Annotated in this window: 12 protein-coding genes; 5 read left to right on the top strand and 7 right to left on the bottom strand. The window is 50.5% G+C overall.

Translation table 11 applies throughout. The annotated features are described in order from the left end of the window. Positions 1 to 6: 6 nt before the first annotated feature. From carB to QZ176_RS08405, 7 genes are read right to left on the bottom strand one after another with little or no spacing between them, the layout of a single operon-like run. Positions 7 to 3270, bottom strand: coding sequence for a carbamoyl-phosphate synthase large subunit (carB, locus tag QZ176_RS08375; RefSeq protein WP_295152768.1), 3264 nt, complete (start codon positions 3268 to 3270; stop codon positions 7 to 9). Beyond that, on the bottom strand, positions 3270 to 4019 hold the full coding sequence (gene mreC, locus QZ176_RS08380; RefSeq protein WP_295152769.1) for a rod shape-determining protein MreC: 750 nt from the start codon (positions 4017 to 4019) through the stop codon (positions 3270 to 3272). Before mreC ends, carB begins: the two co-directional genes overlap by 1 nt. Continuing rightward, a complete protein-coding gene (locus tag QZ176_RS08385) occupies positions 4012 to 5046 on the bottom strand; it encodes a rod shape-determining protein (protein ID WP_005869818.1) in 1035 nt (344 codons plus the stop codon). Before QZ176_RS08385 ends, mreC begins: the two co-directional genes overlap by 8 nt. Positions 5047 to 5055: 9 nt before the next feature. Then, positions 5056 to 6294 (bottom strand): ATP-dependent protease ATP-binding subunit ClpX, encoded by a 1239-nt coding sequence (gene clpX, locus QZ176_RS08390; protein WP_295152772.1) that lies wholly within the window; start codon positions 6292 to 6294, stop codon positions 5056 to 5058. Further along, positions 6294 to 7082, bottom strand: coding sequence for an acyl-ACP--UDP-N-acetylglucosamine O-acyltransferase (lpxA, locus tag QZ176_RS08395; protein WP_295152773.1), 789 nt, complete (start codon positions 7080 to 7082; stop codon positions 6294 to 6296). Before lpxA ends, clpX begins: the two co-directional genes overlap by 1 nt. Continuing rightward, positions 7082 to 7531, bottom strand: a complete 450-nt coding sequence (fabZ, locus tag QZ176_RS08400; protein ID WP_295152775.1) for a 3-hydroxyacyl-ACP dehydratase FabZ — start codon at positions 7529 to 7531, stop codon at positions 7082 to 7084. Before fabZ ends, lpxA begins: the two co-directional genes overlap by 1 nt. Before the next feature lie 33 nt (positions 7532 to 7564). Then, positions 7565 to 8698: an epoxyqueuosine reductase QueH gene (locus QZ176_RS08405; protein WP_295152777.1), complete on the bottom strand. Its 1134-nt coding sequence runs from the start codon at positions 8696 to 8698 to the stop codon at positions 7565 to 7567. Positions 8699 to 8762: 64 nt separating this feature from the next. Here QZ176_RS08405 and QZ176_RS08410 point away from each other — a divergent pair, with 64 nt between their 5' ends. The 5 genes from QZ176_RS08410 (at position 8763) to QZ176_RS08430 (ending at position 15394) form a co-directional block, all read left to right on the top strand. Continuing rightward, positions 8763 to 12125 carry a DUF748 domain-containing protein gene (locus QZ176_RS08410; protein WP_295152779.1) on the top strand — a complete coding sequence of 1121 codons (3363 nt, stop codon included), beginning with the start codon at positions 8763 to 8765 and terminating at the stop codon, positions 12123 to 12125. Positions 12126 to 12175: 50 nt separating this feature from the next. Beyond that, a complete protein-coding gene (gene dapB, locus QZ176_RS08415; protein WP_295152780.1) occupies positions 12176 to 12937 on the top strand; it encodes a 4-hydroxy-tetrahydrodipicolinate reductase in 762 nt (253 codons plus the stop codon). A 28-nt stretch (positions 12938 to 12965) separates the two neighbouring features. Further along, positions 12966 to 13157 (top strand): nucleotidyltransferase domain-containing protein, encoded by a 192-nt coding sequence (locus QZ176_RS08420; protein ID WP_295152782.1) that lies wholly within the window; start codon positions 12966 to 12968, stop codon positions 13155 to 13157. A gap of 52 nt (positions 13158 to 13209) precedes the next feature. Continuing rightward, on the top strand, positions 13210 to 14556 hold the full coding sequence (purF, locus tag QZ176_RS08425) for an amidophosphoribosyltransferase (RefSeq protein WP_295152784.1): 1347 nt from the start codon (positions 13210 to 13212) through the stop codon (positions 14554 to 14556). Positions 14557 to 15040: 484 nt separating this feature from the next. Then, the gene (locus tag QZ176_RS08430; protein WP_295152786.1) at positions 15041 to 15394 is read left to right on the top strand and encodes a DUF488 family protein; all 354 of its coding nucleotides are present in this window, start codon (positions 15041 to 15043) and stop codon (positions 15392 to 15394) included. Positions 15395 to 15526 lie beyond the last annotated feature (132 nt).

Below are 15526 nucleotides of genomic sequence, written 5' to 3' on the forward strand. Positions count from 1 at the left end.
AACTCACTACTCCCCGCTTAGATACTCCTGCAGCGTTTTAACTTCGAGCGCGGAGTCGTCCTTTATCGAGCAGATCGAGCGCGTAGCGGCGATCGCCGCCTTCATCGTCGTAAAATACGGCAGCCTAAAGCGCAGTACGCTCTGGCGAATCTTTGCGGCATCGGTAGAGTTTGATTTACTATCGCTAGTGTTGATGACGAGCGAAATTTCGCCGTTTTTGAGCTTGTCCTCGATATTTGGGCGACCCTCGCTGATTTTATAGACAAACTCGCACTCCACGTCGTTTTCTCCCAGCAGCTTGTGAGTGCCGCTCGTAGCGGCGATACTAAAGCCCGCGCTCGTAAATGCGCGTGCAAGCTCTACGGCTCGCGGTTTGTCGTGATCAGCTAGCGACAAAAATACCTTGCCTCCGCTTGGAAGTGCGTTGCTCGCGCCGATTTGTGATTTGGCAAAGCTCTTGGCAAAGCTCTCGCCGATGCCCATCACCTCGCCGGTGCTTTTCATCTCGGGCCCCAGGATCAGATCCGCGCCCGCAAGCTTGTTGAAAGGAAAGACGCTTTCTTTTACGCAGATATGGTTTTTGATACGCGGCTTTAAAATTCCCTTCTCTTCGACCAGCACGCCGAATTCATCGTAAAATTTCAAAGCCTCGCGCAGACCCCCTTGCCACATTACGCGGGTAGCGACCTTTGCCATCGGAATTCCGCTCGCCTTGCTGACAAACGGCACGGTGCGGCTCGCGCGCGGATTTACCTCAATGATGTAAAGCTCGTTTTCAAAAATCGCGAATTGAATGTTCATAAGCCCTACGACGCCGAGATTTAGCGCGATCTCTTTGGTTTGGCGACTTACCAGATCGATCATCTCCGCGCTTAGGCTAAGCGGCGGCAAAATGCTCGCGCTATCGCCGCTGTGGATGCCCGCCTCTTCGATATGCTCCATTATCGCGCCGATATATACGTCGCGCCCGTCGCAGATCGCATCGACGTCAAGCTCGGTCGCGTCAAGTAGAAATTTATCTATAAGCACCGGCGAATGATCGCTCACGCGCACCGCCTCGCTCATATACTGCCTAAGCTCGGCTTCGCTATGCACGCGCCGCATCGCGCGACCCCCGAGCACGTAGCTAGGGCGCACGAGTACGGGATAGCCGATAGCAGCGGCCTTTTCGATCGCTTCGGCTTCGCTTATAGCGGTATCGTTTTTGGGCTGCTTAACGCCGATACTTGCGATGAACTCGCTAAATTTCTTGCGATCCTCCGCTACGTCTATCGTGCGCGCGCTCGTGCCGATGATCTTGGCTCCCACGGTACTTAGGCGCTTGGCGAGCTTTAGCGGCGTTTGGCCACCGAAATGCACGATCACGCCGTCTGGGTTCTCAGCCTCGATGACCGCTCTAACGTGCTCGAAGTCGATCGGCTCGAAGTACAAAATATCGCTCGTGTCGTAGTCGGTGCTGACGGTTTCGGGGTTGCAGTTATACATTATCGTGGTGATCCCCATATCGCGCAGAGCGTAGCTGGCGTGTACGCAGCAGTAGTCAAACTCGATGCCCTGTCCGATGCGGTTCGGACCGCCGCCGATGATGAGGACTTTTTTATTATCTTTTGAAATTTTACGACTTGCGATGGCGGGCGTTATGTTGGTGCTGGAGTATAGATAGGGCGTAAGCGCAGCAAACTCGCCTGCACAGGTATCTACTTCGTTGTATTCAAGGCTGATGCCCTGCCTGGCGCAGGCAAAATGGATGTCGTTTTGCGTAAGGCCCAGATTGTCCTTTTTGTTGATCAAATTTGCGATCATCTTATCGCTAAAGCCCCAACTCTTGGCCTGTCTTAGAAGCGCCGCGTCGTTGATGATCTCCATATCGATGCACTCTTCAAATTTTACGATCTGCTCGATCTGGCTCAAAAACCAGCGGTCGATCTTACTAAGCTCGTAAATTTGATCCACGCTCATGCCCGCTCTAAAGCCCTGAGCGATATACAAAATTCTATCTTGCTGCGCGTTGCGAAGCCCGAAGATAAGATCCTTTTCGCTTAAATTTAATTCCACGAAACCGAAGTAGCCCTTCTCCAGCGAGCACAGCGCCTTTTGAATGCTCTCTTTAAAGCTGCGCCCGATCGCCATCACCTCGCCGATACTTTTCATCGCAGTGCCTAGATATGGGTTTGCGCCTGGGAATTTTTCAAACGCAAAGCGCGGAATTTTAGTCACGATGTAATCGATCACCGGCTCAAAGCTCGCAGGCGTGCCGGTGATGTCGTTTTTGATCTCATCCAGGCTAAAGCCCACCGCTAGCATCGTAGCGACCTTGGCGATCGGATAGCCCGTAGCTTTGGACGCGAGAGCCGAGCTGCGACTTACGCGCGGGTTCATCTCGATGACGATCATCCGCCCCGTTTGCGGATTTACCGCAAACTGCACGTTTGAGCCGCCCGTATCCACGCCGATCTCGCGTAAAATTTTAAAACTCGCGTCGCGCATCGCTTGGTATTCTTTATCGGTAAGCGTAAGAGCGGGCGCGACCGTGATGGAATCGCCCGTATGCACCCCCATCGGGTCGAAATTTTCGATCGAGCAGACGATGATGCAGTTGTCCTTATGATCGCGGATCACCTCCATTTCGAACTCTTTCCATCCAAGTAGGCTCTCTTCGATCAAAATTTCATTTATCGGGCTTACGTCTAGTCCATTTTGCGCGACCTCTTTAAACTCGTCGATATTGTACGCCACGCCGCTGCCTGCGCCGCCCAGGGTGTAGCTAGCGCGGATAATGAGCGGAAAGCCGATCTCATTCGCCGCAGCCATCGCCTCTTCGATATTGTAAGCATATTTGGATTTGGGCAGATCCATTCCGATCTTAATCATCGCCTCTTTAAATTTTACCCTATCCTCGCCTTTTTTTATCGCTTCAGGCTTGGCGCCTAGAAATTTTACCCCCGCTAGCTCGCCGCTTTCGTAAGCCTCCATCGCGACGTTTAGCGCGACCTGTCCGCCCATCGTAGGCAGGATCGCATCGACGCCCTCGCGCTTTATGATACGCAAAATGCTCTCTTTGGTGATCGGCTCTATATAGGTAGCGTCGGCAAAATCGGGATCGGTCATAATGGTAGCGGGGTTAGAGTTTATTAGCACTACGCGGTATCCGAGGCTCTTTAGCGTCTTAGCCGCCTGCGTGCCGCTGTAATCGAACTCGCACGCCTGACCGATTACGATCGGACCGCTGCCGATCAGTAAAATCGTCTTAATATCATCTCTTTTAGGCATCAATTTTCCTTTGTAACGACATACAAAAACGCCGGCATCTCGGAGCTCACGTAGGGCTCTACGACGGCGCTTTTGTATAGCTTCCCGTTTTGAATTTCTTTAACCTTTCCTACCGGCACGCCGGCAAAAAAAATCCCGTCCTTGCCGCTGGTAAGCACCTCATCACCTACCTTGGGATCGAGCCATTGCGGGATGTATCTGACTACGAGCTCGTTATTTTCGCCGCCTGCGACGCCAGGAATTTGAGCATCTCCTATGAAAACGGAGAAATTGCTCTTTTCGTCGCGCTGTAAGATCGCAAGCGGGCGCCCGTCTTTATTTACTAAAATCCCTGCGGTCTTGCCCTCGCTGATGAGACCGTAAATTTTGTTTGGGTTAAAATTTTCAAAATTTACGAAGAATTTGTTGTAGTCGTTTAGATTCGCATAGCTCAGCGCCTTTACGAGCTGGACTTTAGGCTCGTAAACGGAGCTATTTTTATCTATCAAAATTTTATTCAGCTCGCCCGCGAACGTGCTAAGTAGCATCGCCGATTTTTTTAGCTCGGCGTTTTCTTCTCGTAGAGCTTTGATCGTCTCTGCCTGGTTAAAATGCTCGTTCACGGCGCTTTTTACCCGATCGCTCACGCTGTAATAAACCTCTAAAATTCCTCCTGCAAATCCGATAAATTTACCGTGGATATACGAGCCGAACGTTAACGAAACGGCTACCAGCAAAACCGCGACGAGGAGGAGTTTGAGATTAGTCATTTGCCGCTTGTTTTAGCGATTTGATCTCTTCTAGGGCTTTTCCTGTGCCGTTTGCGACGCACAGTAGCGGCTCGTCCGCGACAAAAACCGGAAGCTTTACGGTGTCGCTTAGATATTTATCTAATCCGCGAATAAGCGCGCCGCCGCCCGTTAGCACGACGCCGTTTTCAACGATGTCGGCGGCGACTTCCGGCTGAATGCTCTCTAGCACAAATTTCAGCGCGTCCGCAATCTCTCTGATCGAGTCTTTGATCGCCTCTCTAACGTCCTCGCTCGTAAGATCGACCGAGCTTAAAAGCCCGCTGATCTGGTCTTTTCCTTTGACCGTGTATGTAAGATCTTTTTGCTGCTGTACCGCCGTGCCGATTTTGATCTTGATCTCCTCGGCGGCGCGCTCCGAGATAAGCAGGCTATATTTTTCTTTGACGTAATTAACGATGCTTGCGTCGATCTTATCACCCGCGACGCGAACGGATTTGGCGCTGATGATACCGCCTAGCGAGATGACGCCGATCTCGGTGGTACCCCCGCCAATATCCACGACCAGCGACCCGCGCGCTTCATTTACGGGAAGGCCCGCTCCGATCGCTGCAGCCATCGGCTCTTCGATTAGATAAACCTCGCGTGCGCCCGCTATCATCGCGCTTTCGCGCACGGCTTTACGTTCGACCTGAGTTAGCCCGTAAGGTACGGAGATGATGATGCGCGGGCTTACGAAAAAGCGGCGCTTGTGGGTCTTTTCGATGAAATACCTAATCATCTTCTCCGTCATATCAAAATCCGCAATAACGCCGTCCTTCATCGGGCGCACCGCTTCGATATCGCCAGGAGTGCGTCCTAGCATCTCTTTAGCCTCGGCGCCCACGGCGATGATCCTTTGCTTGCCGTAGCGTTCGTTTTGTACCGCGACGACGCTCGGTTCGTTGATGATGATGCCTTTATCTTTTAGCAGCACGAGCGTGTTTGCCGTGCCTAGATCGATGCCCATATCCCTAGAAAATAATCCTAGAATCGAATCAAGTAACATTTATCCCCTTTATGCAGTTAAATTTTGTTTTACAAGTATCGGCTTGGATACGCCGTCTACGACCTCTTTGGATATGATGACGTCATAGCCCTTAAGCTCAGGCAGATCAAACATAATATCGATCATGATCTCCTCAATTATGCTACGAAGTCCGCGCGCACCGGTTTTGCGCTTAATCGCAAGGCTCGCGACCTCCCTTAGCGCGTCGTCGTCAAATTTTAAATTTGCGCCGTCTATCGCAAAGAGCTTTTGATATTGTTTTAAGATCGCGTTTTTCGGCTCGGTTAAAATTCTAACCATCGCCTTTTCGTCGATCTCATTTAGCGTAGCCACTACATGCAAGCGCCCGATGAGCTCGGGAATTATGCCGTAATGCACCAGATCGTCGGCCTCGACCATGTTTAGTAAATTTAAACTCTCTTTTTTGCTGCGCTTGGTTTGGTTAAACCCTAACACGTTCTGCCCGATGCGGCGGTTGATGATCTCGTTTAGCCCATCGAACGCGCCGCCGCAGACGAACAAAATATTTGTCGTATCGATCTGGATGAAGTCCTGATTTGGATGCTTGCGACCGCCCTTTGGAGGGATATTTACGACGCTTCCTTCGATGATCTTAAGAAGCGCTTGCTGTACCCCTTCGCCGCTTACGTCGCGCGTGATGCTGCGGTTTTCGCTCATTCGCGCGATCTTATCGATCTCATCTACGAAAACGATACCGCGCTGCGCCTTCTCTACGTCGCCATCCGCAGCCTGTAAAAGGCGGGTGAGGATATTTTCTACGTCCTCACCGACGTAGCCCGCTTCCGTTAGGCTCGTAGCGTCGCTAATAGCAATCGGTACATCCAAAAATCGCGCCAAGGTCTGCGCCATAAGCGTCTTGCCGCTGCCGGTAGGGCCGATAAGCAAGATATTTGATTTTGAAATTTCGGTATCGTCGCCCTTCGCGTCGGTCTGTCTGAAAATTCTTTTATAGTGGTTGTAAACGCCGACGCTAAAAATTTTCTTAGCGCGCTCCTGGCCGATAACGTAGCGGTTAAGAACCTCCATCAGCGCCTTTGGCTTGATAGCCTCGAAATCGATCTCTTTATTTTGATTTTGTATCGCCTCATTTTGACCCTCGCTGCCGTGGATAGCGGCGTATGCCATATCGATACAATAGCTGCAGATAGCCGCCGTACCGTCGTCGTTAGGATAGATACGACGTCCGTCCGCGCCCGTCTCACCGCAAAAACTGCACTTATTTGCCATTAAATTTTACCCTTATCTAGCGGAATTCCGCGTTTTGTGTTGATTATAAACTCGCACATCTTGCGCACGTTTTGATCGCTCGTTTCGGCTAAAAGGATCTGCGCCTGCTCCTTTAAGCCCGTGCCTTGGTTAAATAAAAATTTATACGCTCGATTTATCGTCTCGACCGTCTCTTTATCGAAGCGGCGGCGGATGCCCGTTAAATTTAACCCGCGGATATAGGCGCGATTCCCCTCGGCTAAGCAAAACGGCACCACGTCCTGGCTAAGCGCGCTAGCCCCTGCGATCATGCAGCTCTCGCCGATCTGAACGAATTGATGCACGGGGGTAAGCCCGCCGATAACGGCATAATCGCCCATTACGACATGACCTGCGAGCGTAGCGTTGTTTGCTAGGATTATGTTGCTTCCCAGCACGCAATCGTGCGCGATGTGGCAATACGCCATCATAAAGAGATTATCGCCGATGCGCGTAAATCCGTCGCCCTTATGCGAGCCCGAGCTAATCGTGCAAAACTCGTGAATCGTAGCGTTTTTGCCGATGACTAACCCCGTGCGCTCGCCCTCTTCAAAGCTCATATCTTGTGGAATTTCGCCCACGATCGCGTATGAAAAAATTTTAGAGCCCTCGCCGATTTGCGTATCGCCGATGATGCGCGCCCCCTGCTTGATTGTGCAGCCGTCGCCGATTTTAGCCTGCGCGCTTATGAAAGCATACGGCTCGATCACAACCTTGGCTCCGATCTGCGCGCCGTCCTCGATGATCGCCGTGTGGTGAACTTTAGCCATTATTTATCCATTATCATCGCTTGAAGTTCCGCCTGTGCGGCCAGTGTGGCGCCGTCGTTGATGTAGGCTTCGCCCTTTAGCACCCAGATGCGTCCGCGGTGTTTGATTACGCTGATGCGATATTCAAGCTTGTCGCCTGGGCGAACCGGGTTTCTAAATTTAGCGTTGTCGATACTCATAAAATACACGACCTTGTCGCTTAGATCGACGCCGTCTTTCTCCATGCTCTTAAACGCCAGCACGCCGCCTGCCTGCGCTAAGCCCTCGATGATCATTACGCCCGGATAGATCGGATGCCCCGGGAAGTGGCCCTGAAAGATCTGCTCGTTGTAGGTTACGTTTTTATAGGCCTTGATGCTTTCGCCTATGCTGAGCTCTTCGACGCGATCTATCAGCAAAAACGGAAAACGATGAGGTAGGATGGAGAGAATTTCGTTTATGTCTATCATTATCTGCCTTTATTTAAAAATCTTGCAATTTTATCAAATTCTTACTAAAATTTCCCTAACGTCTAAAAATATGCGCGAGAGCCCGTAAATTTGAACTTTGGCGGCTCTTATCTCGTCCGTGACGATGATCGGCGAGAGCGAGCCCGCAGCGCACAGGGCGGCACGAGCTTTATTTTGGCGCGCAAGACTCGGCGGATTTTTTAGCATTTCGGATACGCTTTTGAAATTTGATCTTGAAATTTTGTTAAATTTCGCCAGACTTAAAATTTTAATCTCCCCCTTATCGCTGCAAAAAATTTCGCACCCCCGCTCCACGCTAAGCTTTACGTTTTCGCGCGTAAAATGCGAGCCTTGCAGCACAAACGAAGGTACCACCTCGCCGTCAAATTTAATCCATGCGCACAGCAGGCGATAGTTTAAAAACCGATCGCGCAGCACGCTAAATTTCACCCCATTTTTTTCGAGCGAGCAAAGCTTTTTGTAAAATTTCAATTTCTCCTCTGCCGAAGCGGGCAAGATTTGCCGATCGATCGGCGACATTAGCTCGTAAATTTCGGCGTCAGGGGCTAAATTTCGCCTCAAATCCGCCGTCAAAATTCCGCTCGAATTCCGCTCGGTCTTTCGCTGTTCATTCCGCTGTGCCGCGAGAGCATAGATACAGCCGCAGTAGTTTTGATGATAGAGCGCGTCCTTTTTCGCGAGCGCAAACTGCTCGTTCGTGCCACCGTTTTTGCGAAAATCCGGCGCGATAAACTCTAGCCCGTGGCGCTCGCAAATGCGCTGCAGCGAGACGCAAAGCTGAGAGTGCGATTTTTTTGGGCTCATTAAAAGAGTCGTAGTGATTTTGTGCTCGCCTAGGCTTAGCGCGAGCTCGGCCGTTTTTTGCATGCGAAAATCAAAGCAAAACTCGCAGCGCGCGCCCTTTTCGGGCTCGTTTTCAAGTCCGCGCGCACCCTGTAGCCAGCCCTGAAAATCATACTCGCCCGGGATAAATTTAATCCCCAAATTCTCACAAACTCGCTTTGAGTCGTGCATTCTAAGAACGTATTCGCCGTAGGGATGGATATTTGGATCGTAGAAATAGCCTATTAGCGGCTCTTGCGTGAGCTCTTTCAAGCGGCGCAAAAAATAATCGCAATCGACCGAACAGCAGATGTGAACCAGCAAATTTTAACCCTTTGCGCGAAATTTTGGATATAATTTTACGCTATCAAAATTAATGAGCGGAAAAATGAAAAATTTTTTTATAAAACACCGACGTAAGTTTGCTTGCGGCGTAGGTGGATTTGCGCTGTTTTACGTGCTTGCGGGCTTTTTCGGCGTGCCGCTTTTTATCGAAAAGGCGCTGCCTAAAATTTTAGAGGGCAGAGCAAACTTTAGCGTGCAGGATGCTAAATTTAACCCCTTTACCTACGAGCTAAACGTCACAAAGCCGGAGCTTAGCACCTTTAAGCCGCTGTTTAGCGCCGATGAGATAAATTTAAAAATCGGTTTTTCAAAGCTTTTTAAAAAGACTCTCGCGGTAGAAATTTTGCACTTAAAATCGCCTAAATTTCACGTCGAACGCGAGCAAAACGGCACCTTCAATTTCGAGCCGCTAATCTCGGAGCAAAAGAGCGAAAGCAAGGATGAAAACTCGAGCTTCAACGTCACGCTGAATAATTTTAAGATTGAGCGCGGCTCTCTGGGCTACGTCGATAACTCCCTGAAAAGGCCGTTTTCGCTCATCTCGACCGATCTGAATTACGAGATAAATGGCTTAAATTTAAAGGACGAAACGATCGGCGAGCACGATCTAAGCGCCGTTTCGCGCACATACGACTCGTTAAGCTTCGATGGAGCGATCGATCTAGCGCCTCTGCGCTTGCACGGCAAAATAGATCTTAAACGGCTAAAAATCGATCCGTTTTGGCTATCATACCTCGATCCTAGCGGCGTGCGACTTAAGAACGGCTTTCTTTCCGCCGAGCTAAATTACCGATTGAGCCTTGATGAAAATATAAAATTTGCGCTTGAAAACTCAAAACTCAAGCTTGAGAGCTTAGAAATTTTGCAAGATCAAAGCTTAATTTCTCTAGGCTCGCTAAAAATCCCGAGATTTAGCCTAAATACGGACGTTTCGGATGAAATTTCAGGCGCAGTAACGATCCCGCAAGTGCTGCTTTCGGACGCAAAATACGATATGAACGAAACCAAAATTTCCACTGGCTTTGAGGGGGCGCGGGTCGCGGATTTTGCGCTGGATTTTAATAAAACTGGGGCAAACTTGCGGCTAAACTCCGCCGTAAAAAGCGTAGATCTAAACCGCTCAAGCTTTGCAAACCCGCTAATTTCGGTCGTTTCAAACGACACTAAAATCACGGAAAACTTCTTGAAATTTAACGCCGAAGGTAACGATACAGCCCTTCATACGGGCTTTGGCGCCTTTAATATCGCGGACACGCAGATTACGCTAGCGCGCAGCGATAAAATTTCGGTCGCTGCAACCGAGCTGGGCGCGTTTAGCTACGACAAAGAGGGCATGCAAAACGGCGCAAGTCTGAAGTTTGCTAAAATTTCAAACTCCAAAATCGCAAACAAAAACGGAATTTTTAGCGGATTTGAAAGCTTCGGCGTGCAAGGGGTGAAATTTAACGTCGCGGATCTCGATCTGGGCGTGGATAAAATTTTGCTAAACGAGCCGTTTTTCAACTCGGAAGCGGGCGCCAATGGCGCGAAAAGCATAAACGATCTGGCGATTTTAAGCGCGATCTCTAAAAATCACGCGAGCTTCAAAAAAACGGCGAGCTCTAACGCCGTAAGCCAAGCGGATGCAAACTCTACAGCAAGCGGCGCAAATTCGGATTCTAAAAAGCCCGCCAAAAGCCCCGCTTTAAAATTTAAGATCGGAGAGGCCTCCATAACGGGCGCAAAGGCTAAGATCAGCGAGAGCTTTATCGTTAAAAACAACGTGCACGAGATCAAGGATTTCAGCGCCACGCTAAGCGGGCTAAGCTCGAATTTCGCCGAGCCCTTCGGTATCAAAGCAAGCCTTATCACGGGCGAAATCACGGCTAGCGCGGACGGCAAGGCCAGCATCGCACCGCTTAACGCAGGCGTGAACTTTAGCCTAAAGGCGCCGAACTTGGGCGTCTTTAACAGATATGCGGCGGAATTTATCACGGGCTCCATCGCCGGCGAGCTCGCTACGCAAGGGCAGCTGAAGCTTTCAAACGCATTCTCGCTCGAAGCGAAGCTATCGGGCAAGGGCTTGGCGCTAAGCTCAGGCAGAGATAAAATTTTCTCTCTTGCATCACTAAATATCGCGCAAATCGCACTGAGTCCAAACTCCCTCACGCTAAACAAGATCGCCCTTGGTTCGCCCGCGGCAAATATCTCGCTAAATAAAGACAGGCGTTTAAATTTAGCTTCGCTGATAAAGCCCGCCGCGCAGGCAAAGCAGGCCGCAAAGCCCGCCAAAGCTGCGCCTAGCAAATCCACAAAAGACGGGACGAGCTTTGCGTGGAGCGTAAAAAATATCTCGCTTAGCGGCGGAAGTTTAAATTTCACCGACGAGAGCCTGGGGGCGCCCTTTAAACTGTGCATTAGCGATATGAAGGCAAGCATCAGCGAGATCAGTCCGAAGCGAGCGGCGGATATTAAGTTTAGCTCGCTCGTAAGTGGAAGCGGGCTGGCAAGCATCACGGCGCGCGCCTATCCGCTGGATTTTAAACGCAAAAGCGACATAAACGTCGTTTTAAAGGAGATCCCACTTGCGCCCGCATCGCCCTATACCGCCAAATATATCGGTAACGAAATCGCGGGCGGCAAGCTAAATTTAAAACTTGCCTACAAAATCGAAGACGGCAAGCTAAACGCAAGCAATGATCTAAATTTGGACCGCTTCGAGCTCGGCAAAGAGGTGCAGAGCAAGGATGCGCTGAGCCTTCCGATCGGTCTAGTGGTATCGATCCTAAAGGACAGCGACGATCAGATCGATATTAGCCTGCCTCTAAGCGGCACGCTGAGCGATCCGAAATTTAGCTACGGCGCGCTCGTTTGGGGCGCGGTCAAAAAGCTGCTATCTGACATCGTGTTAAGTCCGTTTAGATTTATGGGAAAGATCGCGGGCGTAGATACGAAAAAGCTCGAAAGTATCGATTTTGAGGCGGCGAGCAGCGAAATTTTAATCAGCGAAAACTCTAAAATAGATGATTTGGCCAAGGTCGCAAAAGCCAAGCCCGAACTTAAGATCATCCTAAACTCTGCGTATAACGAAAAGTTCGATACTCACGAGTTTAAAAGGCGCTCGCTACAAAATACCCTCACGCTGATGTCTAATAAACAAGGTCTCTCCACGGATGAAGCCATAGCGGCGCTTAAGATCAAATACGGCATCAAATCCGGCGGCGATGAGGCGATGGAGGAGCTGATAGGGGCGCAGAAATTTACCCGTTCGCGTCTTGATGAGCTAGCCCTTGCCAGGGCGGCCGCCGTGCAAGCGGCACTAGTGCAGCGCGGTGTAAGCGCCTCTCGCATAGAGATCAAAAAGCCGAGCGAAGCGGAGCTTAAACAGAACAGCTTTATCCCGCTAAGTCTCGGCGTAGAGAGGTAGTGTAAGCAAAATTTGGCTATACTAAGCGGACTAAATTTAAAGGATGAGCGATGATAAATATAGGAATTCACGGCGGAAGCGGCAGAATGGGCACGATGATCTACGAGTGCCTGAAAAATTTCGATCAGGCGCGAGCAAGCGTGATCTACACTATCGCACCGCTTGATTATACGCCGAACTGCGCCGCAAGCCGCAGCTACGACGAGCTTTTTAGTGGCTGCGACGTCGTGATAGACTTCACGATCCGAGACGGCGCAATAAGCCTAATGAAATTTGCGCTTTCGCACCCAAAGCCGCTTTGCATCGGCACGACGGCTCTGGGCGAAGAGGGCGAGCGGCTACTGCGCGAATGCGGTGCAAAAATGCCCATGCTGCACGCTACGAACATGAGCCTAGGCGTCGCGGTGCTAAATAGACTCGTATCGCTTGCCAGCAGGAGCCTGCGCGATTTTGACTGCGAAATTTTAGAGATGCACCACCGCCACAAAAAAGACGCCCCGAGCGGCACGGCGATGAGCCTTGCGGAAAGCGCCGCGAGCGCGCGCGGGCTAAACTTAAAGGATGTGCGCATAAGCGGTCGCGACGGGCTCATCGGCGAGCGCGGCAAGGACGAGATCGCCGTGATGTCGCTGCGCGGCGGCGATATAGTCGGGCGCCACACGGTGGGGTTTTACGGCGAGGGCGAGTTCATCGAGCTAAATCATACGGCGACTTCGCGCGCGACCTTTGCCAGAGGCGCGATAAAGGCGGCGGTATGGCTTGCGTCCCAAAATAGCGGGCTTTACGGCATCGACGACTGCTTAGGAATCTAGGCTTTGCGGCTAAATTTAAGAGGAAAAAATGCCTACAAAAGATGAAATTTTAAATTATTTGCGCGAGCTAAAGCCCGAGTTTGAAAGCTTTGGAATTTACAAAGTCGGGCTATTCGGCAGCTACGCCAAAGGCGGAGAGAATATCGCCGAGAAGTTTAAAATTTCAGCCGATCTATTTAATAAGGCGTCGGCAAAATGCCGGACGGCGAGCCGTAAATGATAAAACAAAATATAGATAAATTTCTAAAAAATAAAATTTAAGAGGTTAGAAAATGTGTGCAATCGTGGGAGTCATAAATTCCGAAGGTGCGGCTAAAACCGCGTATTACGGGCTTTTTGCCATGCAGCACCGCGGCCAGGAGGCAAGCGGCATCAGCTCAAGCTTCAACCATCATATCAAAACGATCAAAGCCACAGGGCTCGTGACGGAGGTTTTTAGCCCCGCGAGTTTTGAAATTTTAAAGGGCAACATCGCGATCGGCCACAACCGCTACGGCACCGCGGGCGCAGACAGCCTAAAGGACGCACAGCCCGTTGCGGGCAACTACGCTTTGGGGGAGATCTCGATCGTTCATAACGGAAATTTAATCAACAAAGACGAAATTCGCCGCAAGCTCGTAAGCGAGGGGGCGATTTTTCAGTCCGGCATGGACACCGAAAATATCCTACATCTCATCGCACGCAGCAAGCAGGAGCATCTAAAAGATCGCATCGTCGAAGCTCTGAATCAGTGCGTGGGCGCGTACTCGCTTCTGATTTTAAGCCGCTCGAAGATGTTTGCCGTGCGCGATCGCTACGGCGTGCGTCCGCTTAGCATCGGCAGGCTCAAAGACGGCGGCTACATCGTCGCGAGCGAGACCTGCGCGTTTGATCTCGTAGGAGCCGAGTTCGTCCGCGACGTGAAGCCCGGCGAGATGGTGATCTTCGAAGAAGGCAAGGATGAGTTTAGCTCGGTTCAAATTTTAAAAGCCGCGGAGGCTAGAATTTGCGCGTTTGAATACATCTACTTCGCGCGCCCCGACAGCGTCGTAGAGGGCAAAAACGTATATGAGGTCAGAAAAAAACTGGGCGCTGCGCTCGCGCGAAAATGTAAAAATTTAAAAGCCGATTTCGTCGTGCCCGTACCCGATAGCGGCGTACCGGCGGCGCTAGGTTTCGCACAAGAGAGCAAAATACCCTTTGAGATGGCGATCGTGCGCAACCACTACATCGGTCGCACCTTCATCGAGCCGACGCAAGAGGTGCGAAATTTAAAGGTCAAACTCAAGCTAAATCCGATCGGCGCGGCACTGCACGGCAAGAGCATCGCGGTGATCGACGACAGCATCGTGCGCGGCACTACGAGCAAAAAGATCGTCGAGCTTCTGCGCCATGCGGGTGCGGCGCGCGTGCATATGTGCATCGCAAGCCCCGAGCTAAAGTATCCCGAGCGCTACGGCATCGACACGCCGAGCGTGCGCGAGCTGATCGCCGCAAATATGAGCACGGATGAAATTTGCAAATTTATAGGCGCCGACAGCCTCACGTTTCTTAGCGTGCCTGAGCTCGTAGAGGCGCTTGGGGGCGAGCGCAAGTACTCGCTCGTAAGCTTCGACGGCGATTATTTTATCAAGGATTAACGAGGATTTCGTATCGCCGCGCCGGCACCTGCACCTCTTTACGGCGCCGCGATCCGATGGGTGGTGCGCTAGAATTTCAAATTTATCGCGCTGCGATATATGAGCGAGCGTCGCCTCTTATTATGCAGCCTTGCATTTCAAATTTTATCATGCGGCTGCGACGGGGCGGCGTAATATAGAATTTTAAAATTTTACCCCGCCTATCAGACCGCGTGAAATTTTGTCGAAAGAGGGTTGAAATTTTGAGGCGGCGTTAAATTTTGCAAGCTTTAAAACGCGCAAAATTTCATCCTGCGGACGTGGATTTGTCGTGCCGCGTGAAATTCTGCCGCGGCGCTAGGCACAAATTTCATCTCGAAATGTTTAAAAATTTTTCGCGACGATTAAATTTAGCGCGAGGCGCTATAAAAATTTTACCGCAAGCGCGTCGGTTGCGATACTGATACGAAATTTTGCGGCGTAAATTTAAAATAAAGGAGTCAAGATGCCAAAATTTAAAATCAAGCGCGTTTATAAAAAACTGAGTGAAAACGACGGATTTTTGGTGCTTTGCGATAGGCTTTGGCCACGCGGCGTGAAAAAAGAGGCGCTACCGATCGATATGTGGGCGAAAGAGATAACGCCGAGCACCGAGATACGCAAGCTTTTTGCGCACAAGCCCGAGAATTTCGCCCATTTTAAGGAGCTTTACCTAGCCGAGCTTTCGCAAAATCCCGCCGTGGAGGAGTTTTTGGGAGCAGTCAAGGATGAGCCGCTAGTTACTCTACTGTACGCCGCAAAGGACGAGCAGTGCAACCACGCGATGATTCTGCGCGATTTTTTGCAAAGCAAGGTCTGATAAAGGTGCTGTTTTATAAACCGAGCGGCGAAATTTACGCCGCAATTCGGTAAAAATTTTGAAATTTCATAAAAAGCAGAGCCGCAATCCAAGCAAAATCACTCTAATTTATATATGCAAATTTAGAACTTG

Origin of the sequence: uncultured Campylobacter sp., from assembly GCF_905373215.1 — a bacterium.
Taxonomy (GTDB): Bacteria; Campylobacterota; Campylobacteria; order Campylobacterales; family Campylobacteraceae; genus Campylobacter_B.

What these genes read in the sequence shown, in the direction of transcription:
- carB (WP_295152768.1), bottom strand. Translation starts at nt 3,270, where the DNA reads ATGCCTAAAAGAGATGATATTAAGACGATTTTACTGATCGGCAGCGGT.
- mreC (WP_295152769.1), bottom strand. Translation starts at nt 4,019, where the DNA reads ATGACTAATCTCAAACTCCTCCTCGTCGCGGTTTTGCTGGTAGCCGTT.
- QZ176_RS08385 (WP_005869818.1), bottom strand. Translation starts at nt 5,046, where the DNA reads ATGTTACTTGATTCGATTCTAGGATTATTTTCTAGGGATATGGGCATC.
- clpX (WP_295152772.1), bottom strand. Translation starts at nt 6,294, where the DNA reads ATGGCAAATAAGTGCAGTTTTTGCGGTGAGACGGGCGCGGACGGACGT.
- lpxA (WP_295152773.1), bottom strand. Translation starts at nt 7,082, where the DNA reads ATGGCTAAAGTTCACCACACGGCGATCATCGAGGACGGCGCGCAGATC.
- fabZ (WP_295152775.1), bottom strand. Translation starts at nt 7,531, where the DNA reads ATGATAGACATAAACGAAATTCTCTCCATCCTACCTCATCGTTTTCCG.
- QZ176_RS08410 (WP_295152779.1), top strand. Translation starts at nt 8,763, where the DNA reads ATGAAAAATTTTTTTATAAAACACCGACGTAAGTTTGCTTGCGGCGTA.
- dapB (WP_295152780.1), top strand. Translation starts at nt 12,176, where the DNA reads ATGATAAATATAGGAATTCACGGCGGAAGCGGCAGAATGGGCACGATG.
- QZ176_RS08420 (WP_295152782.1), top strand. Translation starts at nt 12,966, where the DNA reads ATGCCTACAAAAGATGAAATTTTAAATTATTTGCGCGAGCTAAAGCCC.
- purF (WP_295152784.1), top strand. Translation starts at nt 13,210, where the DNA reads ATGTGTGCAATCGTGGGAGTCATAAATTCCGAAGGTGCGGCTAAAACC.
- QZ176_RS08430 (WP_295152786.1), top strand. Translation starts at nt 15,041, where the DNA reads ATGCCAAAATTTAAAATCAAGCGCGTTTATAAAAAACTGAGTGAAAAC.